Raw genomic sequence first — 17,628 nt, forward strand, 5'->3', positions numbered from 1 at the left:
CTTCTCGTTATCGGGACAGCGCGTCGCGCGGGAGGGGATCGAGGGCGTCGGCGACGCGGTGGACCAGCATGGCGGTCTCGTACCCCACCTGGCCCAGGTCGCAGCCGGGCGCGGCGAGCACGCCGAGCAGGGCCCGGTCGCCGACGGACATCACGATCATGACGCCGCCGTCCATGTCGACGATGGTCTGGCGCACGTGGCCGGCCTGCATGACGCGGGCGGCGCCGAAGACCAGGCTCGCCAGGCCACTGATCACGGCGGCGAGATGGTCGGCCTGGTCCACCGGCAGGTCGGCGGAGCAGGCCAGGCGCAGCCCGTCGCCGGACACCGTGATGGCGTGCGCCACGTCGGGCACCTGCCGCGCGAAGCTCACCATCAGCCAGTCGAGCTGTCCGGCACCGTGCGGTTGCTGAGACATCATGATTCCTTTTGTCCTGGGGTCGTGCTGCTGCTACGTCGTGCGGCCGCCGAGACACCCTCGGCGAACGCGGACAGCCGGGACCGGACCTGCTCCGGGTCGACCGCCGCGGCGGCGCGGCTCTCGGCGCGTGGTTCGGTGGTTTCCGGCACGAGCTGGGCGCCGGGACGACGACGAGGAAGATGCTGCTCCTGCTCGGACATCGAGCCACCTCCGGCACTGGACGGGCTCCCCGGCCGGGGCGGCCATGTGCCGGGGGATCCCCAGGTGGTCTGAGCGCTGTACTGCGGGGGCCGGGCCGGCGGCGCGGTGGCGACCGGCGGCTGATTGACGATCACCTGTGCCACGCCGCGCGGCGGGGTGTGGCCGCCCGGCTGGACCGGTGCCGGCGGTGGGGTCCAACCCCCGCCGGCGGTGCTGCTGCTGAGGTAGGGGCGGAACCAGGGCGCCATGCCCCCGACGGGCGCGGCGGACTGCTGGGCGGCGACCGGCTGCGGCACGGCCGGCTCGGGCCGGCGCTGCCGCGGGATCTGGGGCTCGGGGCGCCCGATCGGCGCCCCGACGGTCGAGGGCACCTGGACCGGGCGGGTCTGCTCGTGCCGCTGGGCCATGACCGGTGCCTGGACGGCCGGGATGGTCTCGGTCGGCCGCGCGGCCACCGACCGGCCCACGGGCAGGGCGCTGACCGGCTCCAGCAGCCGGTGCGGCAGGGCCACGTAGGCGATCGTGCCGGAGCCACCCGCCCCGCCGGGGCCGCCGGCCTGCAGCTGGACCCGGATGCCGTGGCGGGCCGCGAGGTGGGAGACCACGTGCAGGCCCATGGTGCCGGCGGCGGCACTGGACAGGGCGCTCGGCACCGCCAGCCGCGAGTTGATCTCCGCGAGGCGGGCCGGGACGATGCCGATGCCCTGGTCGTGGACGCGGATCAGGGCGCCGTCGATGGTCTCGCGGGCATCGACGAGGACCGACTCGGTCGGCGGGGAGAAGGCGGTGGCGTTCTCCAGCAGCTCGGCGAGCAGGTGCACCAGGTCACCGACGACCGGGCCGGCGATGGCCAGCTCGGCGGGCTGGAACTCGACCCGGGCGAAGTCCTCGATCTCCGACGCGGCGGCGGTGATGACGGCGCCGAGCGCGACGGCCTTGGTCTGCGGGCGGCCGGGCTCGCCGCCGGAGAGGACCAGCAGGTTCTCCCCGTTACGCCGCAGGCGGGCGGCGAGGTGGTCGAGGGCGAACAACCGGGCCAGCGCGTCAGGGTCGGTCTCGTCGCGCTCGAACTCGTCGAGCAGGCGCAGCTGGCGGGTGATGAGGGTACGGATGCGGCGGGCCAGAACCTCGGCCATCCGGGCCACGTCGACGCGCAGCTCGGCCTGCTCACCGGCGAGGCGCAGGGCGGTGCGGTGCACGGTGCCGAATGCCTCGGCCACCTGGCCGACCTCGTCGTTGAGGGCGGCGATGCCGCGGGTCACCTCGGCCGCGGTCCGGCCGCCCTCCATGATCGACGGGGCCGGGGCGGCCGAGCCGGCGGTGACCGAGTTGATCGCGTCGGGCAGGTCGCGGCGGGCCACCTGCAGGGCCGCGCCGCGCAGCAGGTTGAGCCGGCGGGCGGTCCGCACCGCGAGGATGATGGCGATCGCCAGCGCGCTCAGGCCGACCAGCGCGGCGCCGATGGCGGTCGCGAAGGCCCGCCAGGCGGCGTTGGTGGCGATCTGGTCGGCGCGCGCGTCGAGGTTGTCGGCCAGGTCGACGGCGACGCTGTTGATCCGGCGGAGCACGCCGCTCTGGGCCACGAACCAGGCGTCGGCGTCGACCTTGAGCCCGGACGGGTCGCGCTCGGCGTTGCGCGCGGCGGCGCTCATGCCGTCGGCGTTGTCGACGTCGGTGCCGCGGACCTCGCTGGAGTACAGCGCCTGCTGCTCGGGCGTGGCGACCCGGCGGAAGTCCGCCTGACGCTGCCCGCGGGCGCCCTGGACCAGGGAGAGGTTGCCGAGGTCGCCGGGTTGCAGGCCGCCGCGGCTGAACACGGTGCGCAGCAGGTCGCGCTCGACGGCGGAGTAGTGCTCGATCGCGGCGGTCGCGGCCAGCGCGCGGGCGGCGTTGGCCAGCTCGATGTCCGCGATCTGGCCGGGGACCGCGTCGGCGACGGCGAGCAGCGCGTCGGCGAGGCCGCCGTAGACGATGTCGGTGACCAGCACCATCGTGGCGGTGCCGTTGTCGATGGAGGCCCGGGTGAAGCCGAGCTGGCCGTAGTTCTCGCCGGCGACGCGCACCCGGGCCGACAGGGCCGGCGCCGAGTCGACGGCCTTGGCGGCGTCGGCGAAGAAGCGCGACGCGGCCTCGTCGGTGCGGGCCCGCTGGGCGGTGACCAGCGCGGCGCCGCTCTTGCCACCGCGCTGGCGCAGCGCCGCGGTCTCGGCGAGCTCGCGCTCGAGCTCGTGGACGAAGTTCGCCGCGCTGCCGGCGGTGAGGGTCAGGGTCCGGGCGTGGCCGGCGTCGCGGGCGGCGGAGACGGCGCTGGTCACCTGGATCGCGCCGAGGGCGAAGAGGCCGACCATCGCGACGACGATCGGGGCGAGGAGCTGGGTGCGCACGGAGCGCAGACGGTTCGCGCGGGGGCCGCCGCCGCGGCGGTGGCCCGCGACGGAGGTGTCGGTGCCCGCCGTACGGCGTGACGAAGCGCCGGAGCTGACGCCGTGACGCGGCACCGGGGCGCGGGAGGGGCCGCTGCCTGCCAACGTCTGGCCTCCTAAATGTAGCGCCTCCAATACGGAGCGTGCCGTAGCGGGTGCCCGGACGCCGAGGCGCCAAGCTGGGAACAACTACGGAACACGATCAGGCACGCTACTGGAAGAGGTCGCATCCCTAAAGAGTCCTTAGCCGAACGGCCGAGTAGTTATGACTGAGCGTGACGACGACGTCGCGCAATGAGCCAGGTGGCGGCCCCGGCGACCACCACGACGACCCCGAGGCCGATCCACAGCATCGGGCGCCGCGATGACACTTCCACGGGCAGCGGGCTCGGCGAGGCGCTCGCGGCGCTCGGCGCCGGGGTCGCCACGGCCGCACTGGCGGAGGGCGCGGCGGAGCTCGCCGGGGGGCGGCCGGAGGGCTCCACGGGGGTCACGAGCGGCGGAATCGTGCCGGGCTCGCTGGGTTCGGCCAGGGTCGCCGACGGGCCGAGCGGCTCCAGGATGGCCGGCGGGCCGGGCAGGGGCGGCCCGGGCGGCGGCGTCGGACCGAGGGCCGCGCCACCGATCATCAGCGCGACCAGAAGGGGCTTCACACCGGTCCCAACGGCATCGCCGGGACCGGGTTGAGCCTTTTGTGGGGATGAAGTGCCAACCTTAAGCGGGGCTTTGCCGCTCAGCGGCGCCGGTCGTCACGGACCCGCACCGGCACCGGCTCGTCGTCGCGAAGGTTCTGCATGAACTTGTGAAGCAGGGCGGCGGAGATGACGACACAAACGGCCAGGACCGTCGCGGCGGTCAGGGCGGCGCGCGAGGTCGCCACCCAGCCGGCGTCGGCGAGCAGGACGAGCAGCCACATGACGGCCGTCGCCTTCAGGACGCGGTTGCGGTATCGACTCATGACGAAGGGGATACCCAACCGCGCCCACGTCATACCCTCCTAAGCGGCCTGAACGAACACCGCTACGGTCCGCGCCGCAACGGTGAACGATCCGTGTGCGCTGTCGAATGTGGACTGCCGGGCGACCGGGTCGGCCGAGGCCGCCTGGACCGGGTGCAGGGTCACGTTCGCGCCGCGGTAGGCCGGGACGGTCTGGGTGGTGGCCGTCGCGCCCGCGTTGAAGACCACCACGATCGAGCGCCAGTGACCGTCCAGGCCGCGGGCGTCGAGCACCATCGTGATCACGCCGGGCGTGGCCTGCGGGCCCGAGAGCGGGAAGCTCAGCCGCTGCTGGACCTGGGCCGCGGTGCTCAGCGCGAACACCGGCGAGCCGGCCCGGATGCGCAGCAGCTCGGCGAAGCGGGCCGAGGCCAGGTCCACCGCGGCGCAGCCCGGCACGAGCGCCGGGTCGGCCAGCAGCGGCCGCGCGTATGGCCACTTGTCCTGGTTGTCGGCGGCCGGCGGCAGCCCCGCGCCGAAGCCGTTGCCGTCCGCGCAGTCCCACCGGATCTGGTTGAACCAGTCGCCGGAGTTGAACGAGTTGCGGTCCAGCGACTTCGAGCGCAGGCGGTCCGAGCCCGCGGTGACGAAGCCGGTGCCCTGCCCGAGGACCGTCGTGGACAGCGCCACGACCTGCATCCGGGCGCGCGCCTCGGCGCTGGTGCCGGTCGGCAGCTTGTACGCCATCGCGTCGTACAGGATCTCGTTGTCGTGCGCGTCGACGTACGTCACCGCCTCGCTCGGCGAGCGCGTGTATCCGGCCGGCGAGCCGTTGTAGTCGACCTGCGCGCCGGTGACCCGGTGCCCGGTCGAGTCGGTGAACTCGTACGCGGCCAGGTTGCCGGTCAGCCCGACCTGGATGAGGTCCTGGTAGTGCAGCAGCCGGGCCTTCTGCTCCTCGGCGGTGCCGTTGACCGGGTCGCCGTTGGGATCGGTGTAGAGGCCCGTGCCGAAGCCCTGCACCCGCGGGTTGCCGTCGAACGGTCCGCCGCCGCGCACCGCGTCGCGCAGCCGGTCGTTGAAGGTCCCGATGCCGGTGCCGGCCATGTTGGCCTGGGTGGCCTGCACGAACCGGGCGTCGCCGGCGACCTCGCCGAAGTTCCAGCCCTCGCCGTACAGCAGGATCTTCTTCCCGTCGACCCCGTCCTCGGCCACCGTGAGCTGGTCCAGGGCCGCCCGCACCGCGAGGATGTTGGCCTTCGGGTGGTGCCCCATGAGGTCGAACCGGAACCCGTCGACCTTGTACTGCTTGGCCCACTGCACGACCGAGTCGACGACGAGCTTGCCCATCATCGCGTTCTCGGGCGCGGTGTTGGCGCAGCAGGTCGAGTTCGCGACCGTGCCGTCGTCGAGCAGCCGCTGGTAGTACCCGGGCACAATCTGGTCGAGGACCGAGTACTGGTCGGTACCGGCCGCGGTGGTGTGGTTGTAGACGACGTCCATGACCACGCGCAGGCCCGCGTTGTTCAGCCCGGCGACCATCTGCCGGAACTGCGTGATCCGCGGGGTGCCCTGCGGGTCGGTCGCGTAGGAGCCCTCCGGCGCGTTGTAGTGGAACGGGTCGTAGCCCCAGTTGTAGCCGTCCCGGTCGGCCACCTGCGTGACGCACGCCTGCTGCTGGGCCGAGTCCGGCGGCAGCGCGGCGAGGTCGCACGGCGGCTGGGCCTGCTCGGCGCGCACCTCGGGAATCGTCGAGATGTCGAAGACCGGCAGCAGGTGGACGTACGAGGTGCCGGCCTGGGCCAGCGCCTTCAGGTGCCGCATCCCCGCCGACTGCGGCTGGGCGAAGGCCAGGTAGGTGCCGCGCTGCTCGGCCGGGACCGTGGTGTCGGCGATGGAGAAGTCACGCACCGACAGCTCGCTGATCTGCGGGCGCGCCGGGGCCGCCGGCTTGTGCAGCCCGCCCCAGCCGGCTGGGCGCAGCGCCGGGTCGGACAGGTCGGTGAGCTGGCTGTGGGTGCCGTTCGCGCTCAGCGACACCGAGTACGGGTCGGTGACGCTGGCCGTGGTGACCGCGTGGACCGCCGGCTGGTACGCCGTGACGCGGAACTTGTAGTACACGTTCTTCCACGTCTTGTCGCCGGTCGCCGACCACACGCCCGTGCGCTCGTCGCGGCGCATGGCGAGGACCTGCGGCGGCTGCGTGATGTCGCGGTACAGCTCCAGGGAGACGTTCTGCGCCGTGGGCGCCCACACGCTCACGCCCGGCCTCCCACCGTCGAAGGCCGGGCCGAGCTTCGCGCTCAGGGCCGCGCCGTAGAGCTCGTCGAGCGCGCCGGCCAGCTGCACGCCCGTCGCCGCGGTGACCTGCCCGGCGGCGTCGCGCTCGACGGCGACGACCTGCCCGCGCAGGGCCGCGGCGAGCGCGGCGCGGTCGCCGTCGACGTGGAAGCTCTGGTACGCCCACAGGTGCGGGTACTTCGTCCGCTGCGCCTCGGTCAGGTTGCCCGGCACCGCGCTCATCGCGAGCTTCGTGCCGTTGCCGATCACCTGCCCGTCGACGACCGTGAGCCCGCCGGCCGGCGCCGACCACAGCTCGTAGCTGTGCCCGTCGGTCGGCCCGGCGCGCCACGCCACCGTGCCGCGGTCGATCCAGACCGCCTTCGCCTTGTTCACGTCGGTGTCCGGGGTGCCCTGGGCCGGGATCGGCAGCAGGTACTTCTCCTGCCCCGACAGAATCCAGACCTCGTGCCCGACGGTGACGAGGTCCAGCGCCTGGTCGGCCGGCAAATCCTTGGTGTCGCCCTTGTGCACGATGTAGTTCAGCAGCGCGGCGTTGTCCGCGAGCGGCACGGTGAACTTCATGCCGAAGGCGTCGGTGCCCGACGGCGGCAGCGGGCTGCCCCAGTCGGTGCCGCTCGCCGCGCCCGTCCACACGTGCAGGCCCCAGCCGTCGTAGTCGCCGGCGGGCCGGCGGTAGTGCAGCACCGCGGTGTGCTCGGCCGCGGCCCGGGTCGGGTGCACGGTCGCCTCGCCCGAGCGGATCCACGCCTCGCCCTGGGTGGCGGGCAGCACGGACTGGTCCGGCCCCGGGTCCTTGGCGTCGCCCTTGTGCACGATGAAGTTCACCGGCTTGCCCGGGTCGGCGACGGGCACGTGCCAATACGCCCCGAACTCGTCGACGCCGTCCGGCGGGCGCGGGTTCGTCCAGTCGGTCGCGGTGCCCGTGGCGAGGCCGTCGCCCCACAGGTGCAGGCCCCAGCCCGCGTAGTCGCCGTCCGTTCGTCCATAGTGGATCGACACGCTGCCGGTGGCGGCCGCCTCGGAGGTGTAAACGGTCGCATCTCCTTGCTTGAGCCAGATCTCCGACTGCTTCATCGGGTCGAGCGATCGATCGATCTCGACATCCTTGACGCCGTTTCCGTCGACCACCAGGAAGCCCATGTTAGCGGACCCCGGTTTCAGCTTGACCCATGCGAAGCGCCCGTACGCGTCCTCCCCCGCGAACGGCGCACCCGCCGGCCAGGTCATCGGGTCCTGGACGTCACCCCAGGCGTACAGCCCCCAGTTGCCGTAGTCCCCGGCCGGGCGCTGGTAGTGCACGACCGCGTAGTCCGGCGCCGCGGCGCTCGGCGGCGTGCCGACCTTCGTGGTGATCTTGGCCTCGGCGGTACGCCCCGAGCCGTCGCGGACGACCGCCTTGTACTCGAGCCTGGTGCCGGCCGCGAGCCCGTCGAGGTCGTGGTACGCGGCGTACGGGCCGGCGTGGTCGGTGCCGAGGAGCTTCCAGGCCCCGTCGGCGACCCTGGCCGCGAACGTGACGGTGGCCAGCGGGTCGCCGGTGACGTCGGCCCGGATCTCGGCGAGCGTGGCCGGCGCCGGGTCGGCGTGCAGCGTGATCCGCGGCCGGGCGCTCGCGCGCTTGATCTGGCCGCGGGCCTTGAACACGACCGTGGTCAGGGGCGGGACGGTGATCTCCAGCGAGCCGTCGCCGGCGGTTGCGGCGATCGGGCCGGTCGACGGGTAGATCTGGTCGAACGTCGTCGTGGCCATCGTCGTGGGCAGTGTGACCTTCTTGGCGCCGGTGCCGTTGTTGCCCGCCACCACGTACTCGACCCGCTGATCGGGGTCGATACGGGAGAAGGCGAAGACGTTCTGGTCGGCGTACCGCGTGATCTGCACGCCCTGCCGCAGCGCCGGGTTGTGCTCGCGCAGGCCGGCCAGGCTCGCGATGGTCCGGTAGATCGGGTGGCTCGTGTCGTAGTGCGGCACCGCGTGCGTGGTGTCGGTGCCGAGCAGGTCGTCGTCGAGGTAGTCGGCCGTCCTGGTGGCGAACATGTCCTGGCGGGCATCCTTGTCACCGCCGGCTCCGGTGAAACCCTGCTCGTCGCCGGAGTACACCACCGGCTGGCCGCGCGTGAGGAACATCAGCTCGTGGCCCAGTTCGTCGCGGCGCAGGTGCGTGGCCGGGTCGGTGCCGCCGGTGGCGACGAAGTAGCCGATGCGGCCCATGTCGTGGTTGCCCAGGAAGGTGGGCAGGTACTGCGCGCTCGTGCCGGCCGAGGTGTAGAGGTCGTCCTGGGCGTACATGTCGGCGAGCTCGGTCCCGGAGCCGCCGCGCGCCACGAAGTCGGCTGCGGCCTGCTGGAACGGGAAGTCCAGGGTGGCCGGCAGCCGCCCCTTGCGCACGTACTGCGAGTCGAAGCCGGGGTTGGCGTCGTACACCTCGCCGAACATGAAGAAGTCCGGCTTGCCCGCCCTGTCGGCTGCGGCCCGCACGCCCTGGGAGAACTGCGGCCAGAACTGCATGTCGACGTGCTTGGCGGTGTCGATGCGGTATCCGTCGATGCCGCTGTCCTTGACCCAGTCCGAATAGATCTTCGTCATGCCCTGCACGACCTCGGGGCGCTCGGTCCACAGGTCGTCGAGGCCGAAGAAGTCGCCGTACTCCGCGTTCTCGCCGCTGAAGGTCGAGTCGCCGCGGTTGTGGTACATCGTCGGGTCGTTGAGCCAGGCCGGCGTCTTGACCTTCCTGTCCCCCTCGTTCGGGAAGACCGGCGTGTAGGGGAACGAGTTGACATCGACGTCCGGGAAACCGTGCGTGCCGTCGGCGTAGTTACGGTCGTCGAACTTGTTTCCGTTTACATCCCTGTATGGATAATCGGTCTTGTCGCGGTACGTGTACTGGTTCTGCGCGTATCGGATGACGTCCGCGGTGTGGTTCGTGATGACGTCGAGGTAGATCTTGATCCCGCGCTCGTGCGCCTTCTTCGTCAGGACCTTCAGGTCGTCCCTGGTGCCGAAGTGCGGGTCGACCTGGGTGAAGTCGGTGATCCAGTAGCCGTGGTAGCCCGCCGAGACGTCGCTGCCGCTGCCCTGCACCGGCCGGTTCTTGAACACCGGCGCGAGCCAGATCGCGGTCGTGCCGAGCCCCTGGATGTAGTCGAGCTTGTCGATGACGCCCTTGAGGTCGCCGCCGTGGTAGAAGCCCTTGTCGGTGGGGTCGTAGCCGGTGCTGAGCCGGTCGCCCTTGATCCCGCCGGTGTTGTTGCTCCGGTCGCCGTCGGCGAAGCGGTCGGCGAGCACGAAGTAGAACTGCTCGGCCCGCTCGGCGCCTTGGTTTTCGAGCAGGCTCGCGATCGAGGGCTCCTTGGCCCACTCCGGAACGCCTTGCGAGTAGCCGGTCGGCGACTGCGGCACGTCGGGGGTGCGCGGGTTGTCACCGGGCACGGCGGCGAGCACGGCGAGCGTCGTCAGGATGCCTAACGTCAGATGCTTGGCGGACGGCATGGCGGGGCCTACCTCTCTGCCGAGGTGGGCACCGTATCCATCGGCAAAGATCGTTACAAGGCCTGACTTCTCAACTCTTCAGCGTCTCGTTGATCGCCTCGCTGATTTGCCGCAGTTGCGCCAGCTGGTCCGGGGTGAGCGGATCGAACAGGTGCGTCCGGACCGTCTCCACGTGCCCCGGCGCCGCGGCGGCCAGGGCCGCGAAGCCCTCGTCGGTGAGGTCGGCGAACTGTCCACGCTTGTCGTCGTCGCAGTCGCGGCGCCGCACCCAGCCGCGCCCCTCGAGCTTGGTGACGGCGTGCGAGAGCCGGCTGCGCGACGAGCGGGTCCGCAGCGCGAGCTCGCTCATGCGCAGCGATCGCCCGGGTGACTCGGAGAGCACGACGAGGATCTCGTAGTACGCATGCGGCATCCCGGCCTCGTGCTGCAGCTCGCGATCGAGCCGGTCGATCAGCAGCGTGGTCGCGCTGTAGAACGCACGCCAGACGGCCTGCTCTTCCTCGTCGAGCCAGCGGGTCATGCCACGTATTTTTGCACGTTCAGAAACCTCCCCAAGCCCGGTTGGGGCGCTACCTTGCGCCGCCAGGTACCCTGTGTGGCATGGATGTACCGGGCTCACTGTCGACGGCCCTGCGCCGCGGCACCTTGGAGTTCTGCGTGCTGGCCCTGATGGAACAGGGCGAGCAGTATGGCGTGGAGCTGGTCCGCCGTCTGGGCGCCGAGCGCACGCTCACGACCAGCGAGGGAACGCTGTATCCGCTGCTGGCCCGCCTGCGCCGGGCAGGATGGGTGGACACGACGTGGCGCGAGTCCCCGAGCGGCCCGCCGCGGCGCTACTACGCCCTGACCCAGCGGGGCCACCAGGCCCTGCAGAACTTCCGCACCGAGTGGACGACCTTCCGCGACACAGTTGACCGAATTGTCGGAACGAGGGCCGCATGAACACCTACGATGACCTGGTCAACGACTATCTGCGCGCCGTCGAGCAGGCCTTGGCCGGCGTTCCCGCCCACCGGCGCGCCGAGCTGCTCGCCGACCTGAGCGAGCAGCTCGCGGCCAAGCGGGCGGAGCTGGCACCGGGCAAGGAGACCGAGATCGAGGTCCGCTCGATCCTGGAACTCCTGGGCGACCCGGAGGAGGTGGCGGCCGAGGCCCTCTACGACGCGGAGCCCACCGCGGCTCCCGCTCCGGCGCCCCCGATCGTCATCGAGCCGAAGAAGCGGTCGGCCGCACTGATCTGGGTTCTGGTCACAATCGGCGCGGTGGCCACCATGTGCGTGTTGGCGGGCCTGGCCGCCTTCGTGCTGTTCGCCTCGTCGTCCTCCTCCTCGGGAGACTCCTCGGTCGACCCGGCGCCGATCACATCCCCGAGTCTGGCGCCGACCGCATCCCCGTCCTGACTCGCACGCACCCGCGGAGTGCGCCCGCCGAGCCCCTTTCGCCGTGCCCCTCAGCCGCGTCGTCCCCCTCGGCGAAGCGCACCCGCGGAGTGTGCGTTACTGCACCGCCCAACCGCACCATCCGCCAGTCCGCGCACCCCCACGGATGCACCGCACCCGGCGTCGGCGCACCCGGGGCGATCGCTCGCCCGCGCACCCAGACAGTGCACGTTGCCGCGCCCCTCGTACGCCCCGACCGCGCGTCATCCGCTCGCCGCGCACACCCCCAACTGCGCTCCGCCGATCGCCGCCGCGGCGGCCGGTCGGCCCCCTGCTCGCCGCGCACGCCCCTGACCGCGCATCCTCCGCTTGCCGCGCACACCCCCAACCGCGCTCCGCCGATCGCCGCCACGGCGGCCAGTCGGCCCCTGCTCGCCGCACACACCCAACCGCGCATCCCCTGCTCGCCGCACACATCCCCGACCGAGCGTCATCCCCTTGGCGTGCACACCCCCAACTGCGCTCCGCCGATCGCCGCCGCGGCGGCCGGTCGGCCCCCTGCTCGCCGCGCACGCCCCCGACCGCGCATCCTCCGCTTGCCGCGCACACCCGCAGAAAGCGCGTTATTGCGGTCCCCAACCGCACCATCATCCGCTCGATCGGAAGCGGCCGCGGGGCCCGGCGAGACCCCGCGACCGCAGCTCCCCTCCCCCGACACCGCCGAGCGGATCGCGTCTGTCCGCGGTCCGCTCGGCGGTCCCCGTCCACACCGCCCCGTTCCCCCGTTCTCAGTGCGGACGAGCCACCGGCCATCGGCTGCCTGCCCAGGCCCCCCAAGCACGCGACCGTCCCCCGGTCCCGAACGCCCTGTGGCTGGTGGGTCCAGATCAGCGTATCTAGACGTCTAGGTGAGCGCAATTGTTGATTTGCGGAATTGTGGATAGCCTTGCCGCGTGCGGGGCCGTCTCTTTCCAGTCGATCTCCCGGCGGGCGAGGACTGGTATGAATGGCGCCAGGACGAGCCGCCGCTGGCCGGGGCCGTGCTGGTGCGAGTCGGCGTGGGGCCGGGCGGGCGGCTGGTGTTGACGGGGCTGCGGATCGAGGGGACGCCGAGCGCCGAGCTGCTGCGGGCCATCCCCGTCGGGCGTATCGAGGCGGCGGCTAACGCGCAGCTGGCGGCGGAGGGCACTGGGAGTACGACTCCTGTGTTGAGCTCTCGAGCGAGACCCGTCGCACCGCCGGTGGCCGAGGACGTCGGGTGGGAGATGATCGAGCCGGCGCTGGCGGTCACGCGTGCGGCCCCGGCGAAAGCCGCGCGGCTGCGGGGGCGGCCGGACATCTTCTATCGGCAGGTCGCCGACGTGTATCTCGAATATGCTCAGGCCTCGCCACGGCCCGCCTGCGACCTCGCGGATCGGCACGGGGTGCCGGTCAGCACGGCGCATCGGTGGGTGAAGGAGGCCCGGCGGCGCGGGTTCCTGCCGCCGGGGCAGCCCGGCAAGAGCGGCTGACGGGCGGCGTGCGGGCCACCGGTATCGTGGACGCGTGTCGATAGACGACGCCTTACGGGCGAAGGTGCGCGGGCTCGTCACCGAGTATCTCGGCCGGTCGGACGTCCCCGCTGATCTGGTCACGCAGCCGATCGCGATCCGCAGCGGCACCGCGGTCGTGTATCTGCGCCTGATCGCGAGCGAGCCACCGCTGGTGCGGGTCTTCTCGCCACTGCTGCGCCGGCTTCCGCGCACGCCGGAGCTGCTCACCGAGCTCAACGAGCTCAACGGGCGGCTGAACTTCATCCGGCTGTTCTGGCGCGACGACAGCGTGATCGCGGCGGCCGAGATGCTCGCGTCCACGCTGGACCCGATCGAGCTCAGCAACGCCTGCGACTGGGTCGCCGACACCGCGGACTACTACGACGAGCGACTGCGCGACCAGTTCGGCGGGCAGCTGGCCTTCGATCCCCCCGCGACAGCCAGTTAGCAACACCGCACGGAGCGTGCTCTATCCGGTCACTCGCTCCGGAACTGTCAGACCCCCGGTCCAAGATGAGACCCATGAACCGCCTCATCGTTTCCACCGTCGGCGGCAGACCCGTCGCGGCTAATGACCACCGTGTGCCCTCGCTCAACCCCGCCCGGCTCGACGACGTCGTGGCCGAGGTCGCGCTCGCCGACGCCGGGACGTTCGTCGCCGCGTGCCGGTCCGCCCGCCGCACCCAGCGGGCCTGGGCGGACGTGCCGGCGCCGGTGCGGGGCCGGGTCGTGGCCAACCTCGGCCGCCTGGTCGAGGCCAACTTCGAGGCCCTGGCCGCGCTCGTGACGCGCGAGGTCGGCAAGACGCTGACCGAGGCGCGGGGCGAGGTCCAGGAGATCGTCGACACCTGCGACTTCTTCCCGGCGAGGGCCGGCGGCTCTACGGACAGACCGTCCCCAGCGAGATGCCCGACAAGCAGCTGTTCACCTTCCGGGTGCCGGTGGGCGTGGCGGCCATCGTGACGGCGGGCAACTTCCCGGTGGCGGTCCCGAGTTGGTATCTGGTGCCCGCGCTCCTGTGCGGCAACGCCGTCGTCTGGAAGCCCGCGGAGTACGTGGCCGGCTGCGCCGAGGCGTTCGCCGAGCTGATCCGCCGCGCCGGAGTGCCCGAGGGCGTCTTCGAGGTGGTGCACTGCGACGGCGACACGACCTACGCGGGCCTCGATGCCGGCCTGCGCGAGCAGCTGATCGACAAGATCGGGTTCACCGGCTCGTCGGAGATCGGGGCGCGCATCGGCGAGCTGGCCGGCCGGCACCTGCAGAGCGCCTGCCTGGAGCTCGGCGGGAAGAATCCGATGGTCATCACCGAGGACGCCGACCTCGACCTCGCGGTGCACGGGGCACTCTTCGCCGGGTTCGGCACCGCGGGGCAGCGCTGCACGTCGCTCGGCACGCTGATCGTCCACGACACCGTGCTGGAGGAGTTCACGGGGCGACTGGAGGAGGCGGTCCGCGGCGCGGTAATCGGCGACCCGACGGACCCATCGGTGCTTTACGGGCCGCTGATGAGCGAGCGGTTCGCGGAGCGGTATGAGGGCTATCTCGACTGGATCGAGGACCACCACCGGGTGTCGGGCTCGACGGGCATCGGCCGCATCGGCACGGACAACCCGCGGGACGGGTTCGTCGGCGATCCCGCAGCCGGGCTGTTCTACCATCCGGTGCTCGTGCACGGCGTCGGCCCCGACGACAAGCTGTTCCGGCAAGAGACGTTCGGGCCGCTGGTGGGCGTGGCGCATTACTCGGCGCTGGAGGAGGCGATCGAGTTGGCCGACGCACCGGGATACGGGCTGTCCGCCGCGATCTACACCACCGACCCGCGCAAGGCGTTCGCGTTCCGCCGCGGCACCCGGGCCGGCATGGTCAGCATCAACAACTCGACATCGGGCGCGGAGGCGCATCTGCCGTTCGGCGGCAACGGACGCTCGGGCAACGGCAGCCGCCAGTCGGGGGTGTGGGTGCTGGACCAGTTCACGCGCTGGCAGTCGATGAACTGGGACTACTCGGGCCGGCTGCAGCGCGCGCAGATGGACACGCTGACCATTTCGCCCGATCTTAATTATCGGCTCGAACAGTAACAAATCGGATATTTGCCGTAAATTCCCCGATGGGGCCATCCGCGCTCAGGACGGCGGGTGCACCCCGGACGGGGGGAACCAATGAGAATTCGGTGGAAAGGGGCCCGGCCGACGCGCTGGGCCGCCGTGGCGGTGCTCGCCACGTGCGGTGCGCTGGCCGTGCCACAGAGCAGCTTCGCAGCCGCGGCGGGCGCGGGCCAGGACGACCGGCATGCCCAGACTGGCCACACCGCCCGGCCTGGCACGACCGGCGCTGTCGGCTCGGCTGGCGCCGCCGGCAAGACAGACGCGGGAGGTTCGGTCGGCGCCGCCGGCAAGACGGGCACGAGACGTTCGGCCTACGCCGTCGGCAAGACAGGCACGGGAGGTTCGGCCGACGCCACGGGCAAGGCCGGCTCGGCCGGCGCCGCCGGCGAGACGGGCACGGGAGGTTCGGTCGGGAAGGAGAGCGGGCAAGGGCAGGCGGACGCGCTCGGCCGCCGCGATCACGGCGACCAGGTGCAGGCCACCGGTCAGCAGCGTGGCGGCGGCAAGGGCACGCGGAACGACCAGGCCAGCGACCGCGATCAGGGCACGGGGCGCAACCGGAACACGGACCGGGACCAAAGCACAGGCGGGGACCGGGGCACGGACCACGGCCAGAACAGGGACCGGAACCAGGGCGCCGGACTCGACCAGAGCGCGGACCGGGAGCAGAGCGCGGACCGGGAGCAGAGCGCGGACCGGGAGCAGAGCACGGACCGGGGCCAGAGCACGGGCCGGGACCGGGTCGGGCAGGGGGATCGCGGTCAGGGATCGGGCCGGAGCCGGGCGGGTGGCAAGGATGTCGTCGCCGGCGGGAACGGTGCTGCGAAGGTCGGTCGTGATGCCGGGAAGAGCACTGTCGGCTCGGCGGTGGTCGCGGGTGTTGCGGTCGGTGTTGCGGCGGCCGGTGGCAACGTTGAGGCGCCTGATCGAGGGGTGCAGCCGCGTGTTGGTCAGATGACCGCTTGTGCGGAGAGTACCGACCTCGCGGTCGGCGCCGCTTGGGCGGATGCCACGGTCGAGGATCACGAGACGACGTCGCTTGTCGTCACTATCAGCCGTGCGGTGAGCTGTCTGCCGGCGACCGGGCTCGGGTACACGATCACGCTGCCCGGGACGCTTTACCGGGCTCAGGGCAGCGAAGTGTCGACGTGCGACGCGACCGGCATCATCGCCAGTGTCGGGAGTGGGACGTTGACCGTGGCCGGCGCGCGGCTCGACGAGGGGGTGGACAGCTGCCAGATCTCGTTCCCGGTGATGGCGGAGGCCTCTGGGGAGTACCAGATGGCTGCGGCGCAGTTTACGAACGTCACCGGGATGGAGGTCAACCAGTCGCCGCAGACGCTGACGGTGACCACCGCGAAGCCGGGCGTCGGGGTGGACATCTCGCCGTGGCAGATCGCGGTGATGGAGACCAGCACGCTCACGGTGCGGCTGTCGCGCACGGACGCGAACGCGGCGGCGGTGTCGAGCGGGCTCGGGTTCCGGCTCAACCTGCCGACCGGGGTCACCGTCGGCAGCGGGACGCCGACCAACGAGTGCGGAGGCACGCTGACGGCCGCGGCCGGGGCGGCGTATCTCACGCTGGCCAGCGCCTCGCTGACCGGGTATCCGGCGGACTGTGCGCTGACGGTGCCGATGACCAGCTCGGTCGCCGGGAACTACGACTTCGACAACACGCTGATCGTGAACCCGGTCGGCGTGCAGGCGCGGATGACCGGCGGATGCGCCGAGCGCGGGCGGGCCGAGGGTGAGTGTATGCCGTCGCTGCACGTGTCGGCCAAGCCGCAGACGATCGACTTCACCGCGCCGGCCGACTGGTCGGTGTCGAAGCACACGGTGCCGCTGCTGGCGACCGCGAGTTCGGGGCTGCCGGTGACGTTCGCGAGCACGACGCCGGCCGTGTGCACCGTCTCGGGGAGCACGGCGACGCTGGTCGACCCGGGGTCGTGCACCGTCACGGCCGACCAGGCCGGCGACACCACCTGGGACGCGGCCACGCAGGTCTCGCACACGTTCACGGTCAGCGCTCCGACCCCGCCGCCGGGCTCCGTCGTGGCGACCGCGGGCGTGTCGTCGATCAGCGTGAGCTGGCAGGCGCCCGGTGACGTCACGGGGGTCACGGGGTACACGGCGATCGCGAGCCCCGGACCGGCGACGTGCACGACGGCCGGCGCCGCGCTGACGTCGTGCGTGATGGGCGGGACGGCCGGCACGACGTACACGATCACGGTCGTCACCAACAACCCGCTCGGGGACTCCGCGGCGGCCGGGCCGTCCAACCAGGTCACGCCGACCGCGCCGGCGATCCCGGCGACGCCGCCGGACACGGACCTGACGCTGACCACCGATCAGGGGCAGATCTCCACGGCGGAGCCGGGGCAGGACATCGTGGTGATCGGGACGGGCTTCATGGCGTACTCGACCGCGACCATCGTCGTCTACTCCACCCCGATCGAGCTCGGCACGGTCGTCACCGACGGGCAGGGGAACTTCAGCAAGCCGGTGCACGTGCCGCCGGACCTCGTCGTCGGCCAGCACTCCCTGGTCGCGACCGGGATCGGGCCGAACGGGCTGCCGCACAGCCTGAAGATGGCGATCACGGTGCAGGCCAACAGCAGCAGCGGTGGCAGCCCGGGGCTCGCGGTGACCGGCGCCCCGATCGCGGCGATGCTGCAGCTGGGCCTGGCGACGGTCTTCGGCGGCGGGGCGCTGCTCTTCGGCACCCGCCGGCGCCGCCGCGCCTGAAGGAGCCGCGCGAGGCGAAATAATACGAAATAGGCGACATATCGCACAGGGCGGCCGGTTCCCGAACGGGGGAGCCGGCCGCTCTGCATTACCGA

11 protein-coding genes and 1 pseudogene are annotated in these 17,628 nt (G+C 72.0%); 6 read left to right on the top strand and 6 right to left on the bottom strand.

Going from position 1 to position 17,628, the window contains the following annotated elements; translation table 11 throughout:
* Window positions 1-7 precede the first annotated feature (7 nt).
* The 6 genes from ACQPY0_RS57070 to ACQPY0_RS57095 form a co-directional block, all read right to left on the bottom strand.
* A complete protein-coding gene (locus ACQPY0_RS57070) occupies window positions 8-418 on the bottom strand; it encodes a roadblock/LC7 domain-containing protein (protein ID WP_432981701.1) in 411 nt (136 codons plus the stop codon).
* Complete coding sequence (locus tag ACQPY0_RS57075; protein WP_432981704.1) at window positions 418-3,006, bottom strand: nitrate- and nitrite sensing domain-containing protein; 2,589 nt, start codon at window positions 3,004-3,006, stop codon at window positions 418-420. Before ACQPY0_RS57075 ends, ACQPY0_RS57070 begins: the two co-directional genes overlap by 1 nt.
* A gap of 302 nt (window positions 3,007-3,308) precedes the next feature.
* Window positions 3,309-3,698, bottom strand: coding sequence for a hypothetical protein (locus ACQPY0_RS57080; RefSeq protein WP_432981707.1), 390 nt, complete (start codon window positions 3,696-3,698; stop codon window positions 3,309-3,311).
* A gap of 80 nt (window positions 3,699-3,778) precedes the next feature.
* Entirely contained in the window at window positions 3,779-4,003 is a 225-nt protein-coding gene (locus ACQPY0_RS57085; protein ID WP_432981710.1) for a hypothetical protein, read from the bottom strand.
* Between the two features lie 39 nt (window positions 4,004-4,042).
* Window positions 4,043-9,772 (bottom strand): pullulanase-type alpha-1,6-glucosidase, encoded by a 5,730-nt coding sequence (gene pulA, locus ACQPY0_RS57090; RefSeq protein WP_432981713.1) that lies wholly within the window; start codon window positions 9,770-9,772, stop codon window positions 4,043-4,045.
* 70 nt (window positions 9,773-9,842) lie between these two features.
* Window positions 9,843-10,292, bottom strand: a complete 450-nt coding sequence (locus ACQPY0_RS57095; RefSeq protein ID WP_432981716.1) for a MarR family winged helix-turn-helix transcriptional regulator — start codon at window positions 10,290-10,292, stop codon at window positions 9,843-9,845.
* Window positions 10,293-10,372: 80 nt separating this feature from the next.
* Here ACQPY0_RS57095 and ACQPY0_RS57100 point away from each other — a divergent pair, with 80 nt between their 5' ends.
* The 6 genes and pseudogenes from ACQPY0_RS57100 to ACQPY0_RS57125 all read left to right on the top strand — a co-directional run bounded on the left by ACQPY0_RS57100 (window position 10,373) and on the right by ACQPY0_RS57125 (window position 17,533).
* Window positions 10,373-10,714, top strand: coding sequence for a PadR family transcriptional regulator (locus ACQPY0_RS57100; protein ID WP_432981719.1), 342 nt, complete (start codon window positions 10,373-10,375; stop codon window positions 10,712-10,714).
* Window positions 10,711-11,172 carry an HAAS signaling domain-containing protein gene (locus ACQPY0_RS57105; protein WP_432981723.1) on the top strand — a complete coding sequence of 154 codons (462 nt, stop codon included), beginning with the start codon at window positions 10,711-10,713 and terminating at the stop codon, window positions 11,170-11,172. The genes ACQPY0_RS57100 and ACQPY0_RS57105 overlap by 4 nt, the downstream gene beginning before the upstream one ends.
* A 932-nt stretch (window positions 11,173-12,104) precedes the next feature.
* Entirely contained in the window at window positions 12,105-12,662 is a 558-nt protein-coding gene (locus tag ACQPY0_RS57110) for a hypothetical protein (protein WP_432981726.1), read from the top strand.
* A 34-nt stretch (window positions 12,663-12,696) separates the two neighbouring features.
* Window positions 12,697-13,131: a T3SS (YopN, CesT) and YbjN peptide-binding chaperone 1 gene (locus ACQPY0_RS57115; protein ID WP_432981729.1), complete on the top strand. Its 435-nt coding sequence runs from the start codon at window positions 12,697-12,699 to the stop codon at window positions 13,129-13,131.
* A gap of 74 nt (window positions 13,132-13,205) precedes the next feature.
* Window positions 13,206-14,761, top strand: a pseudogene (locus tag ACQPY0_RS57120) (aldehyde dehydrogenase family protein).
* 81 nt (window positions 14,762-14,842) lie between these two features.
* Window positions 14,843-17,533, top strand: coding sequence for a hypothetical protein (locus ACQPY0_RS57125; RefSeq protein WP_432981732.1), 2,691 nt, complete (start codon window positions 14,843-14,845; stop codon window positions 17,531-17,533).
* Window positions 17,534-17,628: the final 95 nt, after the last annotated feature.

Source organism: Dactylosporangium sp. CA-233914, from assembly GCF_050942935.1.
Taxonomy (GTDB): domain Bacteria; phylum Actinomycetota; class Actinomycetes; order Mycobacteriales; family Micromonosporaceae; genus Dactylosporangium.